20 protein-coding genes are annotated in these 20492 nt (G+C 69.5%); 11 read left to right on the forward strand and 9 right to left on the reverse strand.

What is annotated here, in order from left to right; all coding sequences use genetic code 11:
* Positions 1-31: 31 nt before the first annotated feature.
* The 3 genes from ABL844_RS11165 to ABL844_RS11175 are packed head-to-tail and all read left to right on the forward strand — an operon-like array spanning position 32 to position 2135.
* Positions 32-1081: an SAM-dependent methyltransferase gene (locus ABL844_RS11165; protein WP_184636365.1), complete on the forward strand. Its 1050-nt coding sequence runs from the start codon at positions 32-34 to the stop codon at positions 1079-1081.
* Positions 1081-1707, forward strand: coding sequence for a DUF6134 family protein (locus ABL844_RS11170; RefSeq protein ID WP_418131283.1), 627 nt, complete (start codon positions 1081-1083; stop codon positions 1705-1707). The genes ABL844_RS11165 and ABL844_RS11170 overlap by 1 nt, the downstream gene beginning before the upstream one ends.
* Positions 1704-2135 carry a DUF2177 family protein gene (locus ABL844_RS11175; protein WP_418131284.1) on the forward strand — a complete coding sequence of 144 codons (432 nt, stop codon included), beginning with the start codon at positions 1704-1706 and terminating at the stop codon, positions 2133-2135. The genes ABL844_RS11170 and ABL844_RS11175 overlap by 4 nt, the downstream gene beginning before the upstream one ends.
* Here ABL844_RS11175 and ABL844_RS11180 read toward each other — a convergent pair.
* Together ABL844_RS11180 and ABL844_RS11185 are read right to left on the reverse strand one after the other, a co-directional pair.
* A complete protein-coding gene (locus ABL844_RS11180; RefSeq protein ID WP_418125325.1) occupies positions 2098-2757 on the reverse strand; it encodes a ChrR family anti-sigma-E factor in 660 nt (219 codons plus the stop codon). The genes ABL844_RS11175 and ABL844_RS11180 overlap by 38 nt on opposite strands.
* Complete coding sequence (locus tag ABL844_RS11185) at positions 2757-3329, reverse strand: sigma-70 family RNA polymerase sigma factor (protein WP_418131285.1); 573 nt, start codon at positions 3327-3329, stop codon at positions 2757-2759. The genes ABL844_RS11180 and ABL844_RS11185 overlap by 1 nt, the downstream gene beginning before the upstream one ends.
* Before the next feature lie 187 nt (positions 3330-3516).
* Here ABL844_RS11185 and ABL844_RS11190 point away from each other — a divergent pair, with 187 nt between their 5' ends.
* From ABL844_RS11190 to ABL844_RS11200, 3 genes are read left to right on the forward strand one after another with little or no spacing between them, the layout of a single operon-like run.
* Complete coding sequence (locus ABL844_RS11190; RefSeq protein ID WP_418131286.1) at positions 3517-4929, forward strand: NAD(P)/FAD-dependent oxidoreductase; 1413 nt, start codon at positions 3517-3519, stop codon at positions 4927-4929.
* Positions 4926-5714 (forward strand): DUF1365 domain-containing protein, encoded by a 789-nt coding sequence (locus ABL844_RS11195; protein ID WP_418131287.1) that lies wholly within the window; start codon positions 4926-4928, stop codon positions 5712-5714. The genes ABL844_RS11190 and ABL844_RS11195 overlap by 4 nt, the downstream gene beginning before the upstream one ends.
* Positions 5711-6928 carry a class I SAM-dependent methyltransferase gene (locus tag ABL844_RS11200; protein ID WP_418131288.1) on the forward strand — a complete coding sequence of 406 codons (1218 nt, stop codon included), beginning with the start codon at positions 5711-5713 and terminating at the stop codon, positions 6926-6928. The genes ABL844_RS11195 and ABL844_RS11200 overlap by 4 nt, the downstream gene beginning before the upstream one ends.
* Before the next feature lie 34 nt (positions 6929-6962).
* Here ABL844_RS11200 and ABL844_RS11205 read toward each other — a convergent pair whose 3' ends face one another.
* Positions 6963-8549 (reverse strand): cryptochrome/photolyase family protein, encoded by a 1587-nt coding sequence (locus tag ABL844_RS11205; RefSeq protein WP_418131289.1) that lies wholly within the window; start codon positions 8547-8549, stop codon positions 6963-6965.
* 161 nt (positions 8550-8710) lie between these two features.
* Here ABL844_RS11205 and ABL844_RS11210 point away from each other — a divergent pair, with 161 nt between their 5' ends.
* Positions 8711-9265, forward strand: coding sequence for a DUF2878 domain-containing protein (locus tag ABL844_RS11210; protein WP_418131290.1), 555 nt, complete (start codon positions 8711-8713; stop codon positions 9263-9265).
* A 37-nt stretch (positions 9266-9302) separates the two neighbouring features.
* Here the strand turns inward: ABL844_RS11210 and ABL844_RS11215 are convergent, their stop codons facing one another.
* Complete coding sequence (locus tag ABL844_RS11215; protein ID WP_418131291.1) at positions 9303-10820, reverse strand: sensor domain-containing diguanylate cyclase; 1518 nt, start codon at positions 10818-10820, stop codon at positions 9303-9305.
* A gap of 232 nt (positions 10821-11052) precedes the next feature.
* Between ABL844_RS11215 and ABL844_RS11220 the strand changes: the two genes are divergently transcribed.
* From ABL844_RS11220 to ABL844_RS11230, 3 genes are all read left to right on the forward strand, one after another.
* Positions 11053-12030: a magnesium and cobalt transport protein CorA gene (locus ABL844_RS11220; RefSeq protein ID WP_418131292.1), complete on the forward strand. Its 978-nt coding sequence runs from the start codon at positions 11053-11055 to the stop codon at positions 12028-12030.
* A gap of 72 nt (positions 12031-12102) precedes the next feature.
* Positions 12103-12576 carry a MarR family winged helix-turn-helix transcriptional regulator gene (locus tag ABL844_RS11225; protein WP_126024261.1) on the forward strand — a complete coding sequence of 158 codons (474 nt, stop codon included), beginning with the start codon at positions 12103-12105 and terminating at the stop codon, positions 12574-12576.
* Positions 12573-14105, forward strand: coding sequence for a DHA2 family efflux MFS transporter permease subunit (locus tag ABL844_RS11230; protein ID WP_418131293.1), 1533 nt, complete (start codon positions 12573-12575; stop codon positions 14103-14105). The genes ABL844_RS11225 and ABL844_RS11230 overlap by 4 nt, the downstream gene beginning before the upstream one ends.
* Before the next feature lie 46 nt (positions 14106-14151).
* On the opposite strand, the gene ABL844_RS11235 is transcribed toward ABL844_RS11230, so the two are convergent.
* Positions 14152-14997, reverse strand: coding sequence for a siderophore-interacting protein (locus tag ABL844_RS11235; protein ID WP_418131294.1), 846 nt, complete (start codon positions 14995-14997; stop codon positions 14152-14154).
* A gap of 56 nt (positions 14998-15053) precedes the next feature.
* Complete coding sequence (locus ABL844_RS11240; RefSeq protein WP_418131295.1) at positions 15054-15635, reverse strand: PadR family transcriptional regulator; 582 nt, start codon at positions 15633-15635, stop codon at positions 15054-15056.
* Between the two features lie 277 nt (positions 15636-15912).
* Between ABL844_RS11240 and ABL844_RS11245 the strand changes: the two genes are divergently transcribed.
* Positions 15913-16713 (forward strand): DUF1266 domain-containing protein, encoded by an 801-nt coding sequence (locus ABL844_RS11245; protein ID WP_418131296.1) that lies wholly within the window; start codon positions 15913-15915, stop codon positions 16711-16713.
* On the opposite strand, the gene ABL844_RS11250 is transcribed toward ABL844_RS11245, so the two are convergent.
* The 3 genes from ABL844_RS11250 to ABL844_RS11260 form a co-directional block, all read right to left on the reverse strand.
* Positions 16686-18587, reverse strand: coding sequence for a hypothetical protein (locus tag ABL844_RS11250; protein ID WP_418131297.1), 1902 nt, complete (start codon positions 18585-18587; stop codon positions 16686-16688). The two genes, ABL844_RS11245 and ABL844_RS11250, sit on opposite strands and share 28 nt — an antisense overlap.
* Before the next feature lie 95 nt (positions 18588-18682).
* Positions 18683-19918 (reverse strand): PrsW family intramembrane metalloprotease, encoded by a 1236-nt coding sequence (locus tag ABL844_RS11255; protein ID WP_418131298.1) that lies wholly within the window; start codon positions 19916-19918, stop codon positions 18683-18685.
* Complete coding sequence (locus ABL844_RS11260) at positions 19915-20475, reverse strand: hypothetical protein (RefSeq protein WP_126024268.1); 561 nt, start codon at positions 20473-20475, stop codon at positions 19915-19917. The genes ABL844_RS11255 and ABL844_RS11260 overlap by 4 nt, the downstream gene beginning before the upstream one ends.
* Between the last annotated feature and the right edge of the window lie 17 nt (positions 20476-20492).

The following is a 20492-nucleotide window of genomic DNA, read 5'->3' on the forward strand; positions in this document are numbered from 1 at the left end:
CCACGGGACCAACCACTGCCGACGTCCCGCCATGCCCCGAGCCTCCAGCGCATCCGCCGCCATCCACTGGGTCGAACAGGGTCTGGTGCCCGACGGCGCCGTCCGCATCGGCGTGCGGCGGCTGCTGCGCCAGCGCCTGGCCGAACTGGACAGCGGCAACCCCGAAGCCGTCGCGCGGCACTCGCAGGCATTCTTCGACGAACTGCGCAATGCTCCGCTGGCCCTGCTGCCCGAGAAGGCCAACGAGCAGCACTACGAACTGCCGGCCGAGTTCTTCGCCGCCGTGCTGGGGCCTCACCGCAAGTACAGCTGCTGCTGGTGGCCCGAAGGTGTCGAGACGCTGGAGCAGGCCGAGGCGGCCGCGCTGGCCGAGACCTGCGCGCGTGCGGGCCTTGCAGATGGGCAGCGCATCCTCGAACTCGGCTGCGGCTGGGGTTCGCTGAGCCTGTGGATGGCCGAGCGCTTTCCGGGCTCGCGCATCACGGCGGTGTCCAACTCGCATTCGCAACGGATGTTCATCACTGCCGAGGCCGCGGCCCGCGGCCTCGGCAACCTCGAGGTGATCACCTGCGACTTCAACGACTTCGAGACGGCCGGGCGCTTCGACCGCGTGGTGTCGGTGGAAATGTTCGAGCACCTGCGCAACTGGCCGCGCGCCTTCTCGAACGTTGCGCGCTGGCTGAATCCGCAGGGGCGCTTCTTCATGCACGTGTTCGTGCACCGCGAGGCGCCGTATCCCTTCGAGGTGCGCGACGCGAGCGACTGGATGAGCCGCTACTTCTTCTCGGGCGGCATGATGCCCGGCGACGACCTCGCCCTGCGCTGCCAGGACGACCTGCGCCTGCTGAGCCAATGGCGCTGGAACGGCCGCCACTATGCGAAGACCTCCGCCGCCTGGCTGGCGCGCATGGACGCCCGGCGCGACGAGCTCATGCCGCTCTTGGTTTCCGTCTACGGCGAGAGCGAGGCGCCCATCTGGTGGACGCGCTGGCGCCTTTTCTTCATCTCGGTGGAAGAGTTGTTCGGCTACGCCGAAGGCGGCCAGTGGTGGGTCGCCCACTACCTGTTCGAGAAGCGCTGATGCCGGCGCGCGCCCTGGCTCTCGCCCTGGCGATGGCCGCCTGCATGGCCTTCACGGCCTCGGCGCAGGAGGGCGCGACCGAGGAAGGCGAGTGGAACTTCACCGCCACGCTCGACGGCAAGCCCATCGGCACGCATCGCTTCGTGGTCGGCGGCAGCGCGGCGGCGCGCAGCGTCGACAGCCGCGCCGACTTCGTCGTGCGCATGCTCGGCGTGCCCGTCTACCGCTATCGCCATCACGCCGGGGAGCGCTGGGCCGGCGACTGCCTGCGCGAACTGCGCGCCGACACCGACGACGACGGCACGCGGCAGCAGGTCGCGCGCCGCTTCGAGGACGAGTGCGTGATGACTTTCGCGTACTGGAACCCCCGCCTGCCGAAGCAGCAGCGCCTGGTCGATCCGCAGACCGGCAAGCTGGAGCCGGTGCGCTTCGAGCCGCTGCCCGGCACCAACATCGAGGTCCGCGGCCAGCCCGTGCGGGCGCGGGGCTGGCGCCTGCAGGCCGCGCAGCAGCGCATCCGCATCTGGTATGCCGCCGACAGCGGGCGCTGGATCGGGCTGGACGCCGAGACCAAGGGCGACCGGCAGCTGAGTTACCGATTGACTTCTCCTACTGGCGCACCATGAAAGCTTCCGCCCGCACCTTGTCCATCGCCTACCTGTGGGCGCTCTTGAGCTTTCTCGTGCTGGACGCCGTATGGCTGTCGCTCATGGGCCCGCGCCTGTACAAGCCGGCGCTCGGCGACCTGATGGCGTCCGACGTCGACTGGCTCGCGGCGGTGCTTTTCTATGCCATCTACCTGGCGGGCCTGCTGGTCTTCGCGATCGCGCCGGCCTTGGCAGAAGGCTCGGCCGGCGTGGCGCTGCGGCGCGGCGCCTTCTTCGGGCTGGTGGCCTACGCCACCTACGACCTCACCAACCAGGCGACGCTGCGCGACTGGCCCTGGGCCATCACCATCGCGGACCTGGTGTGGGGCAGCTTCGTGAGCGGCGTGGCGGCCTGGGTGTCTGCCCGCCTCACATCCCGACGAGCGAACCCAGCACGCGCGCGATAGCGCTTTCGAAGCGCAGGCGGCCGTCCAGGGAGGCGAGGCAGATGCACTCGCTGCCGTCCTGGACCACGGGCTGGTGGTGGATTTCTCCATCCGCCGCGTCGAAATCCCCGGGGCCGAACAGGGCCCGCCCGTCGTGGAAGCGGCCGTGCAGCACCTGGGTCAGCTCCAGCCCCTGGTGCGTGTGCTGCGGCAGGTACTTGCCGGCCGCGATGCGCAGCAGGAAGACGTTCGCATCCGGCGCCTCGGGCACGCTCACGCGGCTCCAGCGCATGCCGGGGCCGATCCAGCGCCATGGCGTGGCGCTGCAGTGGGCGAGGGCGCGTGGCCAGCGCGCGCCGGGCGGCAGCGGCGGCGGCGCGCTCACCCGCACGGTCCCGGCAGGCGCGTTCTCGAGCGCGTCGATCGAGGCCCAGGTGCGCGCCAGCGCATCGTCGGCCATCGGCACGGGCTCCAGTTCGTCGAGCAGGATGCCGCCCAGGGCATCGAGCGTGCGCGCGCGCTCGCGGCACAGCGGGCACAGTTCGAGGTGGCTGGCCAGTACCAGCCGCGTTCCGGCCGGCAACTGGCCGGAGGCCCGGGCCAGCAGCAGGTCGTCGTCGGGGTGGTGTCGGATGTCCATCATCAGCGTTCCAGCAGGCGGCGCAGCTGAGCGACCGCCAGGCGCACGCGCGACTTCACCGTGCCCAGCGGAATGCTCAGCTGGGCCGCGATGCGGGCATGCGGTTCGTCTTCGAAATAGGAAAGGTGCAGCACCTGCTGCTGCTCGGGCGGCAGCTGCCGGAAGGCGCTGCGCAGGCGTTCGTTCAGGCGCGAGGCGTGCAGTCCGTCGTCGAGCGAGGCGCCGTCCGCCTGGAGCAGGTCGAAATCGAACTCTTCCTCGGCCGACTCCACGCCCTGGCGCCGCCGCAGCGCGTCCACGCGCAGGTTGCGCGCGATGGTGAAGATCCAGGTCGAGACGGCGGCCTGCGCCGGGTCGAACAGCGCGGCCTTGCGCCACACGCTCACCAGCGCTTCCTGGGCCAGCTCCTCGGCCTGCAGTTCCGGGCAGCCGATGTGCATCAGGTAGCGCTTGACGCGCGGCGCGAAGTGCGAGAAAAGCCGCGCGAACGCCTCCCTGTCCTGCCGTTCGGCCACGGCCGCCAGGGCCTGCGCCCAGAGGTCGTCGGAGCGGCGCGGCTGCTTGAAATCGGTCACAACAACAGTCAAGTTGGGCGCTCGGCGGCCGCGGGGCACCGGAATGCCCGCAGGTTGGGTGGATGGGTCGGGAACGGCGGCCATGCTAACCCTTACGCAATCCGGCCGCGATCGGATCATCGCCGCAATGCGCCATGGTCCAAATGGTGGTTTCCTGCGTACAAGCTCCAACACTTGGATACGCACCATGCCGCCCTTCGACCCCCAGCCCGCCCAGCCCACCGTCCTCGCGACACCCACCTCGCCGGGTCAGGGCCAGCGCATCGCCGTCGTCGGCACCGGCATCTCGGGGCTTTCCTGCGCCTGGCTCCTGTCCCAGCGGCACGAAGTGACGGTGTTCGAGAGCGAATCGCGCCTCGGCGGGCACAGCAACACGGTGGACGCGCCCGGCCGCGAAGGCACGGTGCCGGTGGATACCGGCTTCATCGTCTACAACGAGCCCGCCTATCCGAACCTGAGCGCCTTGTTCCGGCACCTGGGCGTGCCGACCGCGGCCTCCGACATGTCCTTCGCCGTCAGCCTCGATGCCGGCCGCCTCGAATACGCCGGGACCGACCTGCGCGGCCTGTTCGCGCAGAAGCGAAACCTGGCGAGCCCGAGGTTCTGGTCGATGCTGCGCGAGCTGCTGCGGTTCTACCGCGAGGCGCCGCGCGATGCCCAGGCCGCCGGCGACCAGGCGCTGGACGACTACCTGGACGCCCGCGGCTACGGCCGCGCGTTTCGCGATGACCATCTCTATCCCATGGCGGCCGCCATCTGGTCGGCGCCCGCCGCGCGGGTGGGGCGCTATCCGGTGGCGGCCTTCGCGCGCTTCTGCGAGAACCACGGCCTGCTGCAGATCAGCGACCGGCCGGTCTGGCGCACCGTGGCAGGCGGCAGCCGCGAGTACGTGCAGCGCCTGAGCCGGCCTTTTGCCGACCGGGTCCACCTCGACCAGGCCGTGCTCGAACTGCATCGCGAGCCGGACGGCGTGCGCATCCGCACCACCGGCGGCTGGTGGCCCGAGCGCTTCGATCACGTCGTGCTGGCGACCCACGCCGACCGGTCGCTGGCGCTGCTGCCCGACGCCTCCAGCGCCGAGCGAGCCCTGCTGGGCGCATTTCCCTACAGCCGCAACCTGGCCGTGCTGCACCGCGACCCTGCACTGATGCCGGCGCGCCGCGCCGTGTGGTCGAGCTGGAACTACCTCGGAACGCGCGGCAGCGGCGCCGCCCCGACGGTGACCTACTGGATGAACCGGCTGCAACCCCACCTGCCGCAGGGCCCGCGGGCCGAGCCGATCTTCCTGACGCTCAACCCCGTCGCCGGCCCGCGGCCCGAACACCTGATCCGCACGGAGGTCTACGACCATCCGCTGTTCGATGCCGCCGCCATGGCCGCGCAGCGCCACCTCTGGAACCTGCAGGGCCAGCGCCGCACGTGGTTCTGCGGCGCCTACTTCGGCTCCGGCTTCCACGAGGACGGGCTGCAGTCCGGCCTGGCGGTCGCCGAGGCGCTGGGTGGCGTTCGCCGGCCCTGGAGCGTGCCGCAGGAGTCCGGGCGCATCCACCTGCCCCAGGCGATGCACGCAATGCAGGCAGTGCAGGCCGTTTCGTCATGAGCGGGCAGGGCGGCTCGGCGCTCTATGTCGGGCGCGTCATGCACCAGCGGCTGCGGCCCAGGCGGCACCGGCTCGCCTACCGCGTCTACAACGTGCTGGTCGACATCGACGAGCTGCCGCAGCTGCACGAGCGGCTGCGCCTGTTCTCGGTGGACCGCTTCAACCTGTTCAGCTTCCACGCCGCCGACTACGGCGACGGCTCGGGCCGCGACCTGCGCGCCCAGGTCGAGGCGCGGCTGCGTGAGGCCGGCCTGCCCACGGGCGGCGCGATCCGGCTGCTGACCATGCCGCGCCTGCTTGGCCACGTCTTCAACCCGCTCAGCGTGTGGTTCTGCCACGCCCCGGGAGGCGAGCTGCAGGCGATGGTCTACGAGGTCAACAACACCTTCGGGCAGCGGCACAGCTACCTGATCCCGGTGGCCGACGCCGCCGCCCCGGTCATCGACCAGCGCTGCGACAAGCGGATGTACGTCTCGCCCTTCAACGGCATGGACCTGCGCTACCGCTTCCGCATCGCGGCGCCGGGCGAGTCGGTGTCGATCGGCGTGAGCGTGCACGATGCCGACGGCGCCGTGCTCAACGCGCGCCAGGACGGCCAGCGCACCGCGCTGAGCGACCTCGCGCTGCTGCGCGTCTTCCTGACCCATCCGCTGCTGACCCTCAAGGTCGTCGCGGCCATCCACTGGCAGGCACTGCGCCTGTGGATCAAGCGCGTGCCACTGCATCCGCGTCCGGTGGCCCCGGAGCGCGACATCACCATCGTTTCCACGAGCGAGACTCCATGAGCCTGACCACGCCCTCCGCCCCCGTTCTCGACGCCGTGCCGTCCTTCTCGCCGCTGCGGCGCCTGCTCGCGCGCACGCGCTTCGGCCGGCTGGCGCTGACGCTGCCCGGCGGGCGCAGCATCGAGGTGGCCGGCCGCGAGCCGGGCCCGCATGCCAGCCTGCGCCTTTCGAGCTGGCGGCCGATCGTGCGGCTGCTCATGCAGGGCGACCTCGGCCTGGCCCTGAGCTTCCGCGACGGCGAATGGGACAGCCCCGACCTGCTGGCCCTCTTCGAATTCGGTCTGGCCAACGAGGCCGCCTGGGGCTCGCTGCTCAAGGGCCGCGGCCCTTCGCGCTGGCTGGCGCGGCTGCTGCACCTGGCGCGCAGGAACAGCCGCAGCGGCAGCCGGCACAACATCTCCTTCCACTACGACCTGGGCAACGAGTTCTACCGGCACTGGCTCGACGACAGCATGCTGTATTCGAGCGCGATCTTCAGCGACGAGCCCGACGACACTCTCGAGGCCGCCCAGGCGCGCCGCCTCGATGCCATCCACCGCATGCTCGACACCCCGCAAGGCGCGAACGTGCTCGAAATCGGCTGCGGCTGGGGAACGCTGGCGGCGAGCCTGGCCCGCCGGCACGAGGCGCGCGTGACGGGGCTCACGCTGTCGGCCGAGCAACTGGCCTTCGCGCGCGAGCGCGGCCAGGCATGGGGCGTGGCCGAGCGGCTCGACCTGAGGCTGCAGGACTACCGCGACGTGCAGGGCCGGTTCGACCGCATCGTGTCCATCGAGATGATCGAAGCCGTCGGCGAGGCCTACTGGCCCGCCTACTTCGCGACCCTGCGCGACCGCCTCGAGCCCGGTGGCGTGGCGGTGCTGCAGGCGATCACCATCGCCGACGAGCACTTCGACAGCTACCGCCAGGGCGCCGATTTCATCCAGCACTGCATCTTCCCGGGCGGCATGCTGCCCAGCCCGGGCGTGCTGCAAGAGCAGGCACGGCGCGCGGGGTTCGTCATCGAGACTTCGCACTGCTTCGGAATGGACTATGCGCGAACGCTCGCCGAGTGGCGCCGGCGGTTCCTGGCGGCCTGGCCGCAGATCGAGCCGCTGGGCTTCGACGCCGCGTTCAAGCGGCTGTGGACCTATTACCTGTCGTATTGCGAGGCCGGCTTTCGCTGCGGGCGCATCGATGTGGGGCTGTACCGGCTGCGTGCGGCCGATGCCTGAGGAGGGCGCCGGCGGCAGACGGCCGAGCGCGGTGTCAGGGCGTGTAGCCGCCTGCCTTTTCGAGCGCGTCGCGAAGCGCGGCGGCCTGCGCCCTGATCGCCTCGGCCTGCTGCCCGGACAGCCGCGAGAGGTTGCGCACCTGCGCGCCGATGCGCTGGTGCTTCGCGAAGCGCTCGCGGTGCCTGAGCAGGAAGTCCCAGTAGAGCGTCGTGAAGGGGCAGGCCTCGGGCCCCTGGCTGACGCCGGGCCGGTAGCGGCACTGGGCGCAGTACTGCCCGCCGCTCATGCGCTCGATGTACTTGCCGCTGGCGATGTAGGGCTTGCTCGTCATCACGCCGCCGTCCGCGTACTGGCTCATGCCCGCGGTGTTGGGCAGCTCCACCCATTCCACCGCATCGACGTAGATGGCGAGATACCACTCGTGGACCTCGCGCGGCCGCACGCCGAGCAGCAGCGCGAACAGGCCAGTGATCATCAGGCGCTGGATGTGGTGGGCGTAGCCCAGGCGCAGCGTCTGCAGGATCGCATCCGACAGGCAGGCCATCGGCGTGTCGCCGGTCCAGTAGAAGCCCGGCAGCGGCGCCCGCGCATCCAGCGCGTTCGACTCCACGAGGCCGGGCATGGAGGTCCAGTAGACGCCGCGCACATATTCGCGCCAGCCCAGCACCTGGCGGATGAACCCTTCGGCGCTCGCCAGCGGAACGCGGCCCTCCTGCCAGGCGCGTTCCACCCGCGCGACCACTTCGCGCGGCTCGATCAGCTTGAGGTTCATCGCCGCCGAGAGGTGGGCGTGCCACAGCCAGGGCTGGCCGGGCCAGATCGCGTCCTGCCAGGGGCCGAAGCCGGGCAGCCGCTCGTCGACGAAGCGCTCCAGCGCCAGCAGCGCCTGCTCGCGCGTCACCGGCCAGGCGAAGCCACCGAGCTCGCCCGGATGGCGTTCGAACTCCCGGGCCACCAGCGCCAGCACCTCCTGCGTGATCGCGTCGGGCTCGAAGCGGGCGGGCTCGGGCACGATGCCCGGACCCTCGGCGCCGAAGGGCTGGCGGTTGTCGGCATCGAAATTCCAGCGCCCTCCCGTGGGCCCGTAGCCTTGCGTTCCTTCCTCGCCCTCCATCAGCACGCGGTGCTGGCGGCGCATCTGCCGGTAGAAGTTTTCCATGCGCAGGGTGCGGCGGCCGCGGGCATGCTCGGCGAACTCGCGCACGGTGCAGAAGAAGTGGCGGTCGTCGCGCAGCTCCAGCGCGAGTCCGGCCTCGGCGGCGGCGCGGCGCAGCGCGCGCAGCACGCGCCAGTCGCCCGGCGCGGTCATCACCAGCCGCCCGGGCCGCAGCAGCCGGATCGCACGCGCCAGTTCGCCGGCCAGGCTGCCGGTGTTCGCGGGATCGTCCAGGCGCACGTAGTGCAGCGGCCAGCCGCGCTCGCGCAGCAGCCGCGCATGGTGGCGCATGGCGGACAGGAACAGGGCGATCCGGATTCGGCTGGAGGCGACGTGCGTGGACTCCTCGCGCACCTCGGCCATCCAGATGCCGTCGCGCGCGGGGTCGAAGCCGTCGAAGGCCGAGGCCCGGCCGTCCAGCTGGTCGCCCAGCACCAGCACCAATTGGCGGATCGGCGGTGTCATGAACGGCTCTCCCGCATCGGGGCGGGCGTGATCGAAGCTGGCATCGTGACTCCCGGAAATGCGGCGGCCCGGGCCGAACGTCGCCGGCCCCGCAACTTCCCTACGCCGCAGGGCCGTGCCCGGATCACCCCCGCAGCTTTCGCCGCACAGGCCCGGTCCGCATGAAGACACTGCTGCGCCAGTACGGCCCCACCGTTCTCAACCTCGTGGTCTTCCAGGCCGCCTGGTTCGCGTGCGTGCTGGGCGCCGCGCGCGGCGCGCCCGGCTGGGGCGTGGCGGCCTGCATCGGCGCCGTGCTGCTGAACCTGTGGTTCAGCGATGCGCGCCGCGACGAACTGCTGCTGGCGCTGTGCGCGGTGCTGCTGGGCCTGGCATGGGACACCGGCATGGCGCGCGGCGGCGTGCTGGTCTATGCCTCGCCGGGGCCCTGGCCGGGCGTGGCGCCCGCGTGGATCCTGGGGCTGTGGGCGCTGTTCTCGACCACGCTGCGCGGGCCGCTGCGCTGGCTGCACGGGCGCTGGCTGCTCTCGGCCGTGATCGGCGGCGTGGGCGGTGCCTTGTCTTACGCGGCCGCGGTGCGGATGGGGGCCGGCCAGTTTCCCGACCCCAGCCGGGCGATGCTGGTGCTGGGTGCCGGCTGGGCCGTGATGACGCCGCTGCTCGTGGAACTGGCGCGCTGGCTGGGGCAGCGCGCCACCCGCCGCATGCTGCGCTGATTCCGCCGGGCCCGTCTGCTTCAGAGCCGCATGAGGCTCAGCCCGCCACCCATTCCTCCTGGCTGACCCAGCAGTTGCGTCCACCCTGCTTGGCCTTGTAGAGCGCGGCGTCCGCCGCCTCGACGAGCCGCTGCTCCGGCGCGTGCGACTGCGGGTCCTGCAGGGTCGCCACTCCGATGCTGACGGTGACCTGCCCATGCGGGCTCTCGCTGTGGGTGATGCCGAGCGCGCGCACCTGTTCGAGCATGAGTTCCGCGACCTTGCGGGCGCCCTGCAGGCCGGTGCTGGGCAGCACGATCGCCAGCTCCTCTCCGCCGTAGCGCGCGACCAGGTCGCCCGGGCGCCTGATGCTGCGCCTGAGCGCCATCGCGACGGCCCTCAGGCACTGGTCGCCGGCGACGTGGCCATAGGCATCGTTGAAGCTCTTGAAGTAGTCCAGGTCCAGCAGCAGCAGCGACAGGGCCGTGCCTTCCCTGGCCGCGCGGCGGGATTCCTGCGCCAGCACTTCGTCGAAGCTGCGGCGGTTGGCCAGGCCGGTGAGCGGGTCCTGCGTCGCCAAGATCTCCAGCCGGCGGTTGGCCTGCAGCAGGTCCTCGCGCGCGGCCATCAGCGAAGCCTCGGCCCTGATCCGCCGCCCGATGTTGATGATCAGCTTCCAGCCCACCGCCGCCACCGCGGTCAGCAGGGCGCTGACCACGGCGAGCGTCAGCAGCGCCTGGTGCCTCCAGGCCTGCAGCGCCTGGTCGCGGCCCACCGCCACGGTGGTCAGCACCGGGTAGCGGTCGCTCTTGCGGAAGGCGTAGAGCCGCTTCGTTCCATCCACGCTGGAGCGGAACGATGCGGTACCCGAAGTGCCCGAGAAGTGGCGCTGGAAATTGACCGACTTCGAGAAGTCGAGGCCGACGTACTTCTCGCGGTAGGGGTAGAGCACCAGCATCTGCCCCGTGTTGGTGCTCAGGCCGATGGTGCCGGTGTCGGGCAGGGCGATGGTTCCGAATGCGCGCAGGAAGTTCTGCAGGCCCAGGCCGATGACGACGACGCCCGCGAACCGGCCCTTGTCGTCCTCGAGGCGTCGGCTGACCGTGATACCCCATTCGCCGGTGAACGGATTGCGAAGCGGCGGGCTGATGAGGACATCGTTGGAGCGCGTGTCGCGGTGATGCACGAAGTAGGGCCGATGGGCGCTGTTGGTGCCCGGCGGAACCTGTCCCTTGGAGTAGATCAGCCAGTCGCCCCTGGCATCGAGGACGGCGACGCCGTCGAGCGGGTCGAGCAGGCGCTTCTGCCGCTCGACCAGCGACTGCACCCGCTGCAGGTGCGCGTGCGGGTGACCGTCGGCCTTCAGCGTCTCGGTCACGCCCTGCAGCAGCATGTCGCTCTGGGTGAAGATGCCTTCGGCGTAGATGTTCAGCGCCTGGGCAAGGTTGAGGTTGTTGGTGTCGGCTGCGGCCAGCGTCTGTTCGCGCGATGTCCAGAGCTGCCAGCCGGTGGCTGCCGACACCGAGATCATGACGGCCGCGAGCAGGGTCTTCGCAAGGCGAACGTCCCGCTTCACTTGAGCGACTCCTCGAACAAGCTTTTTCTCATCGACTTCCTCCCTTTTCCCCATCTTGTGCGTTGCGGCGTCTGCGCTGCGCCGCTGGACTGCGTTCACCGGTCTCGCGCCGGCCGGACCATGGCGAACTCTAGCCGAGCCGGCCGAAGCCCCGGCGACAGCCCCACCGGCGGCAGCGGGAGGCCCGTGGCACCATCGAAGGCTTCCACCAACGTGAACTGCGAGGGCATCGATGCTGATCAACTGCGTCGCCTACGAAAACGGCTCCAAGCTCGCCGACATATCGGTCGAGGACATCAGCGAATACATCAGCCGGCCCGGCTGCTTCGTCTGGGTGGCGCTGAGCGATGCCTCCGACGAGGAACTGCGCGAGATGCAGAAGGAGTTCGGCCTGCATCCGCTGGCGGTGGAAGACGCCCACCACGGCCACCAGCGCCCGAAGATGGAGGAGTACGGCGACTCGCTCTTCGTCGTCATGCACCTGGTGGAGCCCTCGGAGGAGGGCGAGCACTGCATGAACGTGGGCGAGGTCGACGTCTTCGTCGGCGCCAACTACGTGCTGTCGGTGCGCAACCGCAGCAAGCAGGGCTTCCTGGGCGTGCGCGAGCGCTGCGAGCGCGAGCCGGAGTTGCTGCGCCACGGCGCCGGCTTCGTGCTGTACGCGCTGATGGACGCGGTGGTCGACCGCTACTTCCCGGTGATCGACGCGCTGGAAGTGGAGCTGGAGTCCATCGAGCAGCAGATTTTCGGCCAGGGCGGCGCGGCGCGCGACAAGATCAAGCAGCTCTACGACCTGAAGCGGCGCAGCATGGTCCTCAAGCGCGCGGTGGCGCCGCTGGTGGAGGCGGCCGGCAAGATGCACGGCGGGCGCGTGCCGCAGATCTGCATGAGCTCGCAGGAATACTTCCGCGACGTGGGCGACCACCTGGCGCGCATCAACGCGTCGATCGACGCGATGCGCGACACCATCGCCACGGCGATCCAGGTGAACCTGTCGATGGTCACCATCGAGGAGAGCGAGGTCACCAAGCGCCTCGCGGCCTGGGCCAGCATCTTCGCGGTGTGCACCGCCTTCGCCGGCATCTGGGGCATGAACTTCGAGAACATGCCGGAGCTGAAATTCCGCTACGGCTATGGCATCGCGCTGGGGCTCATCGTGAGCACCTGTGGCTATCTCTACTACCGGTTCAGGCGGGCAGGTTGGCTCTAGAGAGTCCCAAGAGCCTCGGACGCCCTTGTTGCTAATGCTCAACTAATAAACATGTAGACAATCAAGTCCCTTATGAAAAGGGACTTCACGCAGCGCTTCGGCTTCCTCGTCAAGAGCGTGGGCAAGCTCTACAGCGAGGAGTTCGACCGCCTCGCGCGCGAGCGCATCGGGCTCACCAGCGCGCAGTGCCGGCTGCTGGGCGCGCTGGCGATGCACGGCGACGAAGAAGAGCCGCTCTCGCAGGCCGAACTGGCGCAGCGGCTCGACCTCACCCCCATGGCCGTGGCCGGCCTGTGCGACCGCATGGCGGCCGCCGGCTGGATACGCCGCGAGCCCAGCCCCACCGACCGCCGCGTCAACAGGATCCACCTGGAGCCCAGCGCCGAGAAGGCGCTCGACAGCGCCCTGAGCATCAGCGACGGGCTCAACGCCCGCGTGATGTCGGTGCTGTCGCAGGCCGAGCGCGCCCAGCTGCTGGTCCTGCTCGCCCGGGTGCATGGCAGCCTCGTTGAGATCGCTTCACCGGCCGGCCGCAAGTCGTCATGAGCGTCGCGCCGGGAACCACCGTGCCGCACCGCGGCATGATCACCATCTCGATCATGCTGGCGACCATCATGCAGGCGCTGGACACCACCATCGCCAACGTGGCGCTGCCGCACATGCAGGGCAGCCTGCAGGCCTCGCAGGACCAGATCACCTGGGTGCTCACCTCGTACATCGTGGCCTCGGCCATCGCGCTGCCGCTCACGGGCTGGCTGTGTGGGCACTGGGGGCGCAGGCTCGTCTTCATCATCTCGGTGATCGGCTTCACCGTGGCCTCGGCGCTGTGCGGGCTGGCGACCTCGCTGGTGGGTATCGTGGCCGCGCGGCTGCTGCAGGGCATCTTCGGCGCGGCGCTGGTGCCGCTGTCGCAGGCGGTGCTGCTGGACATCAACCCGCGCGAGAAGGTCGGCCAGGCCATGGCCATCTGGGGCGCGGGCATCATGGTCGGGCCCATCCTCGGGCCGCTGCTGGGCGGCTGGCTCACCGAGAACTTCGACTGGCGCTGGGTGTTCTTCATCAACCTGCCGGTGGGCGTGTTCGCCTTCTGGGGCATCGCGCGCTACCTGCCCGAGAGCCGGCCGCAGGGCGAGCGGCTGGACATCTTCGGCTTCGTCACGCTGAGCATCGCCATCGGCATGCTGCAGCTGTTCCTGGACCGCGGCGAGCAGCTCGACTGGTTCGAGTCGTGGGAGATCAAGCTCGAAGCCGCGGCCGCGCTGGTGGCCTTCTGCTTCTTCGTGGTCCACACCTGGATGGTGCAGGGCGTCTCCTTCTTCGACCGCGACCTGCTGAAGGACCGCAACTTCGTCACCGGCCTGCTGTTCGCGTTCATCGTCGGCATGATCCTGTTCGCGACCATGGCCTTGCTGCCCAACTTCCTGCAGGGGCTGATGGGCTACCCGGTGATCTACACCGGCGAGGTGACCGCGCCGCGCGGCGTGGGAACGATGATCGCGATGATCATCGTCGGGCGGCTGGTGCAGCGCATCGACGTGCGCGCGATCATGGCGCTGGGCTTCGGCCTCACGGCCTTCTCGCTTTACCAGATGACGCGGCTCACGCTGCAGATGGACAGCACGCTCATCGTGGTCTCGGGCTTCATCCAGGGGCTGGGCATCGGCTTCACCTTCGTGCCGCTTTCCACCGCCACCTTCGCCACGCTGGCGCCGAGGCTGCGCAACCAGGGCACGCCCATCTTCAGCCTGCTGCGCAACATCGGCAGCAGCGTGGGCATCTCGATCGTGCAGGCGCTGCTGACCGAAGGCTCGAGCAGGGCGCATGCGCAGATCGCCTCGACCGTGGCGCCGGGCAACGCGGCGCTCGCGACCCTGCCGCAGACGATGTCACCCGACACCGCCACGGGGCTTGCGCTGCTCAACGCCGAGGTGACGCGGCAGGGCGCGCTGATCGGCTACCTCGACGACTTCGCCATCATGATGATCATCACGGTGCTGGCGATTCCGCTGCTGTTGCTGATACGCAGCCCGAGGCGCAGCGCTGCGGCTTCAGGCCCGGCTGAAGTGCCGCACTGACCCCGACATTTCTCCCTCCCCCAGCGGGGGGAAGGAGCAAGCCCACTCACTCGTCGTGCGAATCGTGCGTGGCCACCGCACCGCGGCGCCAGTAGCCCGAGGCCCGCGTCCATTTCGGGTTCGCGCCGCGCTCGCCCACCAGGTGCGAGCGCAGCGCCTTGGCGATGGCCGATTCGCAGCCCACCCACGCGTGGAAGTCGCCGGCAGGCAGCTGCATGGCCTTCAGCGTGTCGACAAGCACGGGGCTCAGGCCGGGCTCGGTGCCTCGGCGGTGCGCCCATTTCAGGGTGAGCTCGGCCTGCGTGTCGAACGCGATCTCGTCGGCTTCGCTGTCGACTTCCGCCAGCACCACCGCGCGCGAGCCGGCGGGCAGTTCGGCGAGGCGCCGCGAGATCGCGGGCAGGGCGGTGTCGTCGCCGATCAGCAGGTGCCAGTCGAATTCGGTCGGCACGATGAACGAACCGCGCGGGCCGCCCACGCCGAGGATGTCGCCGGGTTTCGCCTGCTCGGCCCATTGCGTGGCCGGACCGGCCTCGTGCAGCGCGAAGTCGATCTCGAGCGTGCCGGCCTTCGCGTCGTGGTTGCGCGGCGTGTAGTCGCGCATGGTTGGGCGGCCTTCGGGCCACACCGGACCTTCGGGGCCCATGGTGGGCAGGCTCAGCTTGCCGGTGGCGGGATCGGGAAAGAACAGCTTCACGTGGTCGTCGAAGCCCGGGCTGTAGAAGCCCGCGAGGTCGTCGCCGGCGAGCGTGACGCGGATCAGGTGCGGCGTCACGCGCTGCACGGTCTTCACCGCGAGCCGGCGAAAGCGCAGCTCGTGGCGCACCCGGCGGGGCGTGCGGTCCGGCACGATGGGTGCCGTGGACGCTGGTGATGTACTGAAGTCAGTCATTGCGGAAATCCTGTTGCGAGACAGGGTTGGTTGGGATTCGGGTTGCCCTCGGCCCCTCAGATCCTTTCGATCTGCTGGGCCGCGGCGTCGAGCACCGCGGCAAATTCGTGCGCCTGTTGATCGGTCAGCGGCGCGCCCGTCAGGCGCATGCGCATCGCGAGCTTGAGGTTCTCGATGGCGCGCGTGACCTGCGGCGGGCGTCCGCCGCGCGGGCCGGCGCCGTCTACGCCGCCGCTCATGCGGGCCATCATGGCGTCGGCCATCTCGCGGTTGGCCGCGAGGAATTCGCGGCCGCCGTCAGTGATGCTGTAGCTCTTGCGGCCGCTGCCGTCGGCGGTGTCTACGCTGAGATAGCCCATCTCCTCGAGCAGCGTGAGCGTGGGGTAGACCACGCCGGGGCTGGGCGCGTAGCTGCCGCCGAGGCGCTCTTCGATGGCCTTGATGAGTTCGTAGCCATGCGAGGGCTTGTCGGCGATGAGCTGCAGCAGCACGAAGCGCAGGCCGCCATGGCCGAACACGCGCCCGCCGCCGCCACGTCCGCCGCGATGACCGCGGCCCCCGCCGGAAAGGCCGTCGTCGTGCTCGCCGCGGGCGATGTGGCAGTGGTGATGGCCATGGCCGAAGTGGAAATGTCTCATGGTGGGGATCCTTCTTGAGGTATGTCTGAATTATTTTAGATATATCTAAAATTTAGTCAAATCGATACCCGGGACGAAGGGCGTGCCTCTTCCTGGCCAAGGCCCGAATTCATCGGATGTCCGGACGTCCGTTCTGGTTAACATCTGCCCTTCCTCGGGGCTGCGGCGTGCCTGCCACGCCAATCCGGCGCCAGTTCGCCGCGCGTGCGGCCCCACCATTTGTCAACCTGCCTGGCATCCGCCGGATGCATGGGCGCTTCGAACACAGGGAGTTTCAATGGGGATGATGGACACGCTCGGCCACGCGATGATGGACAACGACAAGCTTCACTTCGACGCCGCCGAGGCGCTCTCGGGCCAGGATCAATGGCTGGTCACGCTCAGCGCGCCTTTGTCTGCCTTCAACGGCGACTTCGTGAACGCGGTGGCCACCGGCAAGGACAACGACGTGCTGCGCGAAGGCATCGCCGACGTGTGGAGCGTGCACGACCGTGCCAGCTTCGAGCAGACCGCCCGATGGCTCGTCGAGGAAGGGCAGCGATCGGCCTACCGGTCCCTGTGGAACGCCATTGCCGCGATCGACACGGCAACGCAGGAAACGCCAGCGGTCCTGCGCATGGCGATGGACGCCTTCTTCCCCTCGTTCTTCCAGATCAAGGCGCGCAAGAGCCTGGACTACCGCGAGCTCTCGGCGCAGAGCGGCAAGCCGATGGCGGACCTGGCCCAGTTGATGGCGGGCAGCCGCAGCTGGGTGGACGAGTTGCGCAAGCACTTCAAGGCCTCGCCCGCCGACATATCCAGCCTGGTCGCGTGGGACGCCGTGCGTCTGGCCAGCCTGTCGCGCTGGGCGGTCCAGCTCGGCTATATCGAGCGCGCGGAGTTCGCGGGCTTTGCCGGCGGGCTCGCCAGTCAGGTGCGCGAGGCGTACGGCAGCTGGCCGCAGGTGAGCGCTGCCTACATCGCAGGCGGTCTGATCTGGAAGTATTCCGATGCGCGCGAAGAGCACCTGCTGCGCACCAACCGCCTGCTGCTGAGCGACGCGCGCAGTCCCTATCGCAGCGTGCCGTTTGCCGGCTGAAGCGGCGGCCGGCCCGTTTCCCGCCCGGGTTCGCCCGGCGTCGTCGATGCCGCCGGTACCGGCAGGCGCAGCAGCAGGCTGGTTTCGCCGGGCTGCGAGCGCACGGTGAGCGCGCCTCCCAGCGCAGCGGCGCGCGTGCGCATGTTCGCGAGGCCCTTGCCGGCGAACGCCGCTTGCGTGTCGAAGCCGCGGCCGTTGTCCTGCAGTTCGATCTCGATGGCGCGTTCCCCGGAGCCTTCCAGCAGCCTCGCGCCAAGGCCGGCCTGCGTCGCCTGCGCATGCGCCATCAGGTTTCCGAAGGCTTCGAACAGCAGCATCTGCAGCTGGTGCGATTCGCGTGCGGTCCAGCCCGTCATCGTGGGCAGGGAACCGACGTCCCATCGCAGCTCGATGCCGGCAGCCTGCAGGCGAGGGCCGAGGCGGTAGCGCACGCTGCCGAGCGCGGAGGCCACGTCGCCTTCGCAGCCGTGCATGGCGTCCACCGTGAGCTTGAGCTGGTCGACCGCGTCGCGCAGGTGCAGCGCCACGTCGTTCATGGCGGCGCCGGGCTGCTGGGCCATCTGCAGCAGGCCGACCAGCTGGCCGCCGAGGCCGTCGTGCAGGTCCTGCGTGAGACGCTGGCGTTCTTCCAGCGCGCCGCGTGCCTTCTCGCCTTCGCGTTCGCGCGCGAAGACGGCTTCGAGCGCCGCGTTGCGCTCGGCCAGCTCGGCTTCGAGCGATGCATTCATCTGCGCCACGGCGCGCACGTCCTTGCGCATGCGCTCGGCGATCACCCAGGCCAGCGAGATGGCGAAGCCCACCCACGCGAAGCGGATCCACGGCACCACCGCATAGGCCTCGGGCGAGGTGCGCATCACCCAGTTGTCGCGCGCGGCGCTCAGCACCACCAGCACCACCGCCACGCCCAGCACGCGGTGCTCCAGCACCGGGCTGCGCACCGCCACCCGCAGCACAACCACCACCATCGCCAGGCCGGACAGGAAGAAGAGGATCTGCCACGCCGGCATCAGCCACAGCAGCGGCATCGTGATGCCCAGCGTGGCCGTCACCGGAGACAGCAGCGCGAGCAGGCCGAGAAAGCGCGCAAGCCGCGAGTCTCCCTTGCCCACCACCGACAGCGCGAAGCGGCACAGCAGCGGCACCGCCGCCTGGAAGGCCGCCAGCGGCACCACGCCCCACCAGGGCCACGGCAGCGGTGCATGGGTGAAGAGCACCCGCGCCGTCTGCACCGACCAGAGCAGCTCGCCCAGGCCGTAGTAGAGGTACAGCGACTCGCGTTGCCGCAGCCACACCAGCAGCGACAGCGCCCCGAGCACGCCGCTCACGATGGCGATGAAGCGCCCGCCGCTGATCTGCCAGAAGAGCGCGTCTTCGTACAGCGGCCGGATCTCCGCCTCGGTGCCCGCCACCACTGGCGAGAGCCCGCCCTGGCGTGCGGCCTGCGCGGCGACGACGATCTCCACGCGCCGCACCGGGGCCGATGAATCCGGCAGCGCGAAGTACTGCGGCGTGAACGAGGCATCGTCGTACGGCCCCGGCGGAAAGGTGCCGAATCGCGCCAACTCCCGTCCATCGACCAGCACCCTGAAGCTGTTGCCGATGCGCGGCACGAACAGCGCGTGCGGCACGCTCGGATCGTTGACGGGAACGTCGAACGCGAAAGCCGCCTCGCCATCGACTGCGCCCTGCCGCTGGTCCCAGTTGTAGGGCAGCTGCACCGCGTGCGGCTCGGGCGGCTGGTCCGTGGGGTGTTTGCCATGCAGCGTCAGCGTGAGCTGAGCCTGTTCGACGAGCGTGACGGCCCTGGCGGGGAAGCTCCAGCCGGTGCCCAGCAAGAGGAGCACCAGCAGCGCCAGCAGGCGCAGTCCAAGCATTTCTTGTTGTTGTCGTCGCATGACGCGTACGACTTTAGCAATCTTTTTTAACAATTCGGGGCAGGAATTGCCCGTCATCGCGAGAAACCAACGCCTCAGGTCTTTGCCGTGATTCCTGCCGCGATGATCGGGTCGAGCTTGGCCCGCAGCCGCCTCACCGCCGTTTCGTGCTTCAGCGTCTGCGGCCCGCGCCCGTAGGTGGCGGCCTTGCGGATCAGCCGCAGCTGCTCGCGCTGCAGGTGCGTCTTCAGGCGTCTTGCGCGCCAGCCGTAGGTCCAGCCCATTTCGCGGCGCACCCTGTAGCGCTGCATGGGCGCGCCCAGCCGCACCCATTCGTCGTCCTGGATCAGGTCGCGCTCGGGCACGAACCAGGCCGCCAGCGCATGCAGGTAGGTGCCGTTCTCGCGCGCGGCAACATGCCAGAAGAGGGCGGCCACGATGATCGCGGGCAGGCCCTTGATGACCAGCATCACCGCCATCTCTCCATAGCCGCCGTCGAACAGGTCTTCGAGGAAGGGCGAATTCCAGATGAAGTGCATCGCCCACGCGAGCACGAAGCACAGCACCGCGACCGCGACGCGCACCACCATCGGCCGCTGCGGATGCAGCAGGAACCAGGCGACGCCGAAAGACGCGATCGCCGTGTAGGCTGCGTGGCTCCACAGCCCGCTCAGCAGCCCGCGCGTGAACAGGTTCAGAAGCACCGGATAGACCTGGTTCTCCAGCGGAAAGTGCACCGCCGACTTGACCGTGTAGCTCAGGTTCTCGACCACCTGGAAGCCCAGCCCCACCATCGCACCGACGATCAGCACCGACAGATACGTCTGGAACTGGTTGCGCGCCACCAGCACCAGCAGGACGACGCCCGCGAGCTTCAAAAACTCTTCCGTCACCGGCCCCGCAATGGCCGGCCCCCATGTGGCGACGAACTCCGGCGAAATCAGCTTGGCGCACAGGCTCTGGATCGCGACGTTGGCCGGCGCCGCGAAGTACACGGCGCCCATGCCGCCCCATGCGAAGGCCAGCACGTAGGCCTCCGTCGGGTGCTGCTCCAGCAGGTCGAGCGTGCGGAAGGCCTGCACGAAGAGCATCGTGTAGATGCCCCACACCGTCAGCCCCAGGAGGGCGGTAACGGGCACCACCCGCACCCCCAGCGAGAACATGTAGACCGTGTAGAACAGCCCGTTCAATATCAGCGCCGCCAGCACCCAGAAGGCCACGCGCCGGGGCTGGAAGAAGGAGTCGGTGCCGACGGGCCAGCCGGCCACCTCGGTCACCTGCTGGCTGCCCTGGCCGCTTTGGTCGCCCTGGTCGAACACCGGCATGTTCATTGCGGCGCCTCCAGGTCCATCGAGTCGAGCATCGAGCGCGCCTCCTGCAGCGCGTCGTCCATGCCGTCGCTGGAGCCCCAGAAGTCGATCTGCACCAGCGACTTGCGCCGCACGTCGACCACCTGCCAGAACCGGCCCGCCAGCTTCGAGCCGTAGTACGCGAAAGTCTTGCCCTGCAGGCCCCAGGAGGTGATGAAGTCCGACACGTCGCCGTCGATCTGCAGGCGCTGGCCGCGCTCCATCAGCCGCTGCTGGCGCACGAGAGGGCCATCGGGCCCGCCCGCCCATGGGAAGGTCGTCACCAGGAACTTGTGGCCGCCCTTGAAGAGCATCAGCGACTGGCCCGCCTTGGAGCGCGAAACGTCCATCTCCCAACCCTCGGCCGGCACGAACCTGGCCTGGCCTGCCTCGACCGTTTCGCCCGGCTGCAGCGGCCGGTTGCCCGGCGTGTGGCGGTCCCACCAGGTGAGGCCGCCCACGTAGGCGGCAATGGCGAGGAGCACCGCCAGCGCCCCAGGCCAGGTGCGATACGGTATGCGGCGTGAGGGCTCGTTCATCCTTTGATCGTGCCATA

This window comes from Variovorax sp. 278MFTsu5.1 (assembly GCF_048305045.1).
In the GTDB taxonomy this organism is placed as follows: Bacteria; Pseudomonadota; Gammaproteobacteria; order Burkholderiales; family Burkholderiaceae_C; genus Variovorax; species Variovorax guangxiensis.